Source organism: Pseudoalteromonas sp. PS5 (assembly GCF_004103255.1).
In the GTDB taxonomy this organism is placed as follows: domain Bacteria; phylum Pseudomonadota; class Gammaproteobacteria; order Enterobacterales; family Alteromonadaceae; genus Pseudoalteromonas; species Pseudoalteromonas peptidolytica.
In genome coordinates, this window is sequence record NZ_RCSQ01000231.1 from 1 (window position 1) to 3,621 (window position 3,621).

4 protein-coding genes are annotated in these 3,621 nt (G+C 43.2%); 3 read left to right on the forward strand and 1 reads right to left on the reverse strand.

All coding sequences use genetic code 11. The features are described from left to right. The first annotated feature begins 233 nt into the window (after window positions 1–233). The 3 genes from D9603_RS22240 to D9603_RS22250 are packed head-to-tail and all read left to right on the forward strand — an operon-like array spanning window position 234 to window position 1,294. Window positions 234–587, forward strand: a complete 354-nt coding sequence (locus tag D9603_RS22240; RefSeq protein ID WP_241651741.1) for a hypothetical protein — start codon at window positions 234–236, stop codon at window positions 585–587. 48 nt (window positions 588–635) lie between these two features. Continuing rightward, window positions 636–1,016, forward strand: a complete 381-nt coding sequence (locus tag D9603_RS22245; RefSeq protein WP_241651743.1) for an endonuclease/exonuclease/phosphatase family protein — start codon at window positions 636–638, stop codon at window positions 1,014–1,016. 20 nt (window positions 1,017–1,036) lie between these two features. After that, window positions 1,037–1,294, forward strand: coding sequence for a hypothetical protein (locus tag D9603_RS22250; RefSeq protein WP_241651742.1), 258 nt, complete (start codon window positions 1,037–1,039; stop codon window positions 1,292–1,294). Window positions 1,295–1,372: 78 nt separating this feature from the next. On the opposite strand, the gene D9603_RS21105 is transcribed toward D9603_RS22250, so the two are convergent. Further along, on the reverse strand, window positions 1,373–3,244 hold the full coding sequence (locus tag D9603_RS21105; protein WP_128732807.1) for a DUF885 domain-containing protein: 1,872 nt from the start codon (window positions 3,242–3,244) through the stop codon (window positions 1,373–1,375). Window positions 3,245–3,621: the final 377 nt, after the last annotated feature.

The following is a 3,621-nucleotide window of genomic DNA, read 5'->3' on the forward strand; positions in this document are numbered from 1 at the left end:
TTTAGTTGTTCTAAATGAGAAATTTTTAACGCTGTTAGCGTCAGATTTACTCCTTCAAATTGAGCAAGTATTAAGTCAAATTGGTATTACCTAAGCTCAAAAGTATAACCAACGGTGTTCCCCACCAACCGAGTATCGACAATGAGTGCCCACTCAACGTCGATACTATTCACATACATTTCAGCCGACATAAAGTATACTGAGCAAATTCTTCCATTATGTTAGGGTATTACATGACTTGGATTATCGCTTCACTGAGTGTTGTTATCTTGGAAGCTACGTTATTACCTTTGGCCAAGCACCCGCATTGGAGTGTCAGAGCAATGGAGTTTCCTAGACTCCAGCTCGTCACAATGACTGCCGTAGCACTGATGTTGTGCATTGCCTTTTTCAAGTTAAGTCTGCTTAGCGTGATCACTATGTTTGTGCTCACCGCGTGCTTATGCTTTCAACTTTGGTGGATCTTGCCTTATACGCCCCTTTGGCCAGTAGAGGTAAAACATGCAACATCAAATACTCAAACAATGAGTATACTCACCGCCAACGTGCTACAAACCAACCGCCAATTTAGCCTGTTGCTCAGCTAAGTTCGAGCACATCAGCCTGATATACTCATAACACTAGAAAGTGACGAGATATGGCAACAACACCTCGACTCACTGTTAGATATACTGCCCTACTCTGTAAAGTGCCCGCAGTCTAATTTATATGGTATGCATGTATATTCACGCCACCCGCTTGAGGACGCTACCTGTGAGTATATTGTTGAAGAAGATGTACCCTCGATACATGCAAAAATCAAACTCCCATCCAATACCATCATACAAGCTCACTTTTTACATCCAGCTCCTCCTAGCCCAACAGAGAATAAAACCGCCATAGAGCGTGATGCTGAGTTAGTCATTGTGGCTAAACGCATAGCGAAACACGCTTTACCGACCATAGTAACCGGAGACTTGAACGATGTTGCATGGTCTCCAACCACTAGGCTTTTCGTAAAATCAGTGGACTATTAGACCCTAGGGTTGGTCGTGGTATGTTTAACACCTTTCACGCAGATTACCCGTTTGCTAGATGGCCATTAGATCATCTGTTTTCAAGTCATCACTTCACTGTTGTTGATATAAAGCGGCTGGCAAATATCGACTCTGATCACTTTGCACTGTATGCTGAACTTGCCTATCAGCCTGTAGAAAATGAAAATACCACGGGCCTCGATCTACAACGCAAAGATATAAATCGCAGCGAAGAAATCCTTGCTAGGGCAAAAGCAAAACCAAATATCAAGTATTAACCCAGAGACCATAAAGACAGGCAAAGAGAAAGGCAAATCAGCTTGGTAGTTCACTCACCACCAAGCTGAGAGTAAAAATTAGGCTGCTGTTAGCGACTCAACCCACGCGTTAACATCCTCTTCAACTAAGCGCAGCGGCCTTGCACCTTTTAGTAAGATCACATCATGAAATGCTTTAATATCAAACTTCTCTCCCAGTTGCTGCTTAGCATGCTCTCTCAGTTCAACCAGCTTGAGCATACCTAGCTTATAACCAAGCGCTTGCCCGGGCCACGCAATATAACGATCGATAGCCGATACCACATCACTCATTGCCGTACCTGTTGCATCAGCAAAATAGGTGATCGCTTGGTCGCGTGTCCACTTTTTGTAATGCAACCCAGTATCAACAACAAGTCGAGCTGCACGGTAGGCCTCAGCTTGCAGACGACCTAAGTCACCAAATGGATCGTCTTTATACATGCCCATCTCATAAGCCAGCAACTCAGAATATAATGCCCATCCTTCGATATAGCCGTTAAATGACGCATTTTGACGCATCAAACCAATTTCGGTTTGCAACATATTCAGGGCAATTTGAAAATGATGACCAGGAACTGCTTCATGATACGTCAAGGTTTTCATGCCAAAGCTTGGTACTGCCTTCATATCTTTTAGGTTGATTGAAAATACCCCTGGGCGACTTCCATCAAGCGATGGTCCATTGTAGTAACCACCGGGCGCACCTGCTTCCACAGCCTGTGGTATGCGTTTGACTTCAACTGGTTGCGGTGGAATAGTAGAAAAATAATCTGGTGCTTTTTGTAAAATAGTCGCTATTTCACCACGCAAGAACGATAATAACGCTTCACGACCCTCGTCAGAGTCCGCATATAAAAATCTCGATTCTTCATTGAGCTGCTTCATCCGTTCGCCAACAGATCCCTGTGAATAGCCATTTTGCTTAAGGATTTCGTCCATACGCTTTGAAATACGCTCCACCTCAGCAAGACCAATTTGGTGGATCTCTTCGGCGCCCATATCAGAATCCGCTAAGTAGGTGATCTCATGCTGGTAGAAAGCTTCGCCATTTGGCTGAGCCCAAATACCAACCTTTTCAGGCGCTTTACTCTCTAGAGCGTGCATAATAGCAGACACATTTTTAAACTCGGGATAAAGCTTTTGCTCAACAATTTGTATCGCCTGTGCAACATATTCAGCGGCGGCTTTATCTGTAATATCATTGATATTTGCAAGTTTTTCTTTAAACGATGTAACCAAAGGATGCGCTGCACCATGTGGCGCCGTGAAGTTATCTAAATAACCTAGCGTGTTTGGAAACAATACTTTTGGTAAAATTACGCCTTTATTGGCGTCCGCTGTTACCTTACTTGCCACTTGCTTCGTCACTTCAACAAAGGCATTCAGGCGAGCAAGATAGTCTTTGGCATCTTGCTCACTCTCTATTCCATGTTGGTCTTTTAGCACATTAGGAATATCGAGTAAGGGGCCTGACAACTGGTTCACAATATATGGCAGGTGCCCACCCCACGTATCAATATAACCGGCTGAGAACCCCTTATCTCCGGCGTAATAACGCGCAATCACTTCATTGACTTTCACATGTAATAAGTCATCTGAGTTACTGATTGCCGGTTGTATTGCCGCTAGACGCTGCGCCGCTGCATTCATGTCGACTTGCAGTGCCTGCATACCCACGACAGAGTAGTCAGGTAGCTTTGTTTGATAATCACCGTATTCACTGTTCGGTAGTTTTAATGATGTTGCCAATGCCGGCTGGTGGTTAACAAATTGTCTCGTATATTGTTCAACAACTTTATCTATCTCTGTTCTGGACATACTAGATTGGCTGACTCCAACCTCAGAATGCTTTTGTGTAACCGGCTTATCTTGAGCGCATCCACTTAGCCCAAGCGCCACAGCAAAGGCCACCAAGCTCATTTTCTTCATTATTACGCCGCTCCGTTAATTTTGTTGTTTGAGCAAAAACATTACCAGCCTCTAAGACACTGGTATGAAAGCAAAACGGCGTGAAGTTAACCCAACAAAACAGTTCATTATGTTGGTTCAACCATCACCCGTGCAGATATTTATATTTAGTACCAATTAACCTGAGCTTTGGCTAAAGAATAAATGGGTCTGTCGTGTTCAACAACTACACACTCCCTAATACAAAGCATATTTGCATACTAACAGCCTGTGTTATCCTAAGCTCAAGTTACCTCGATACAATTAACATATTTGCACTTCGGTTACAGCTATATAGGCTCAATTAAACAAAATAATACCAATTATCTTAATTTAAGTGGTCTATTTTGAAGCGAGAA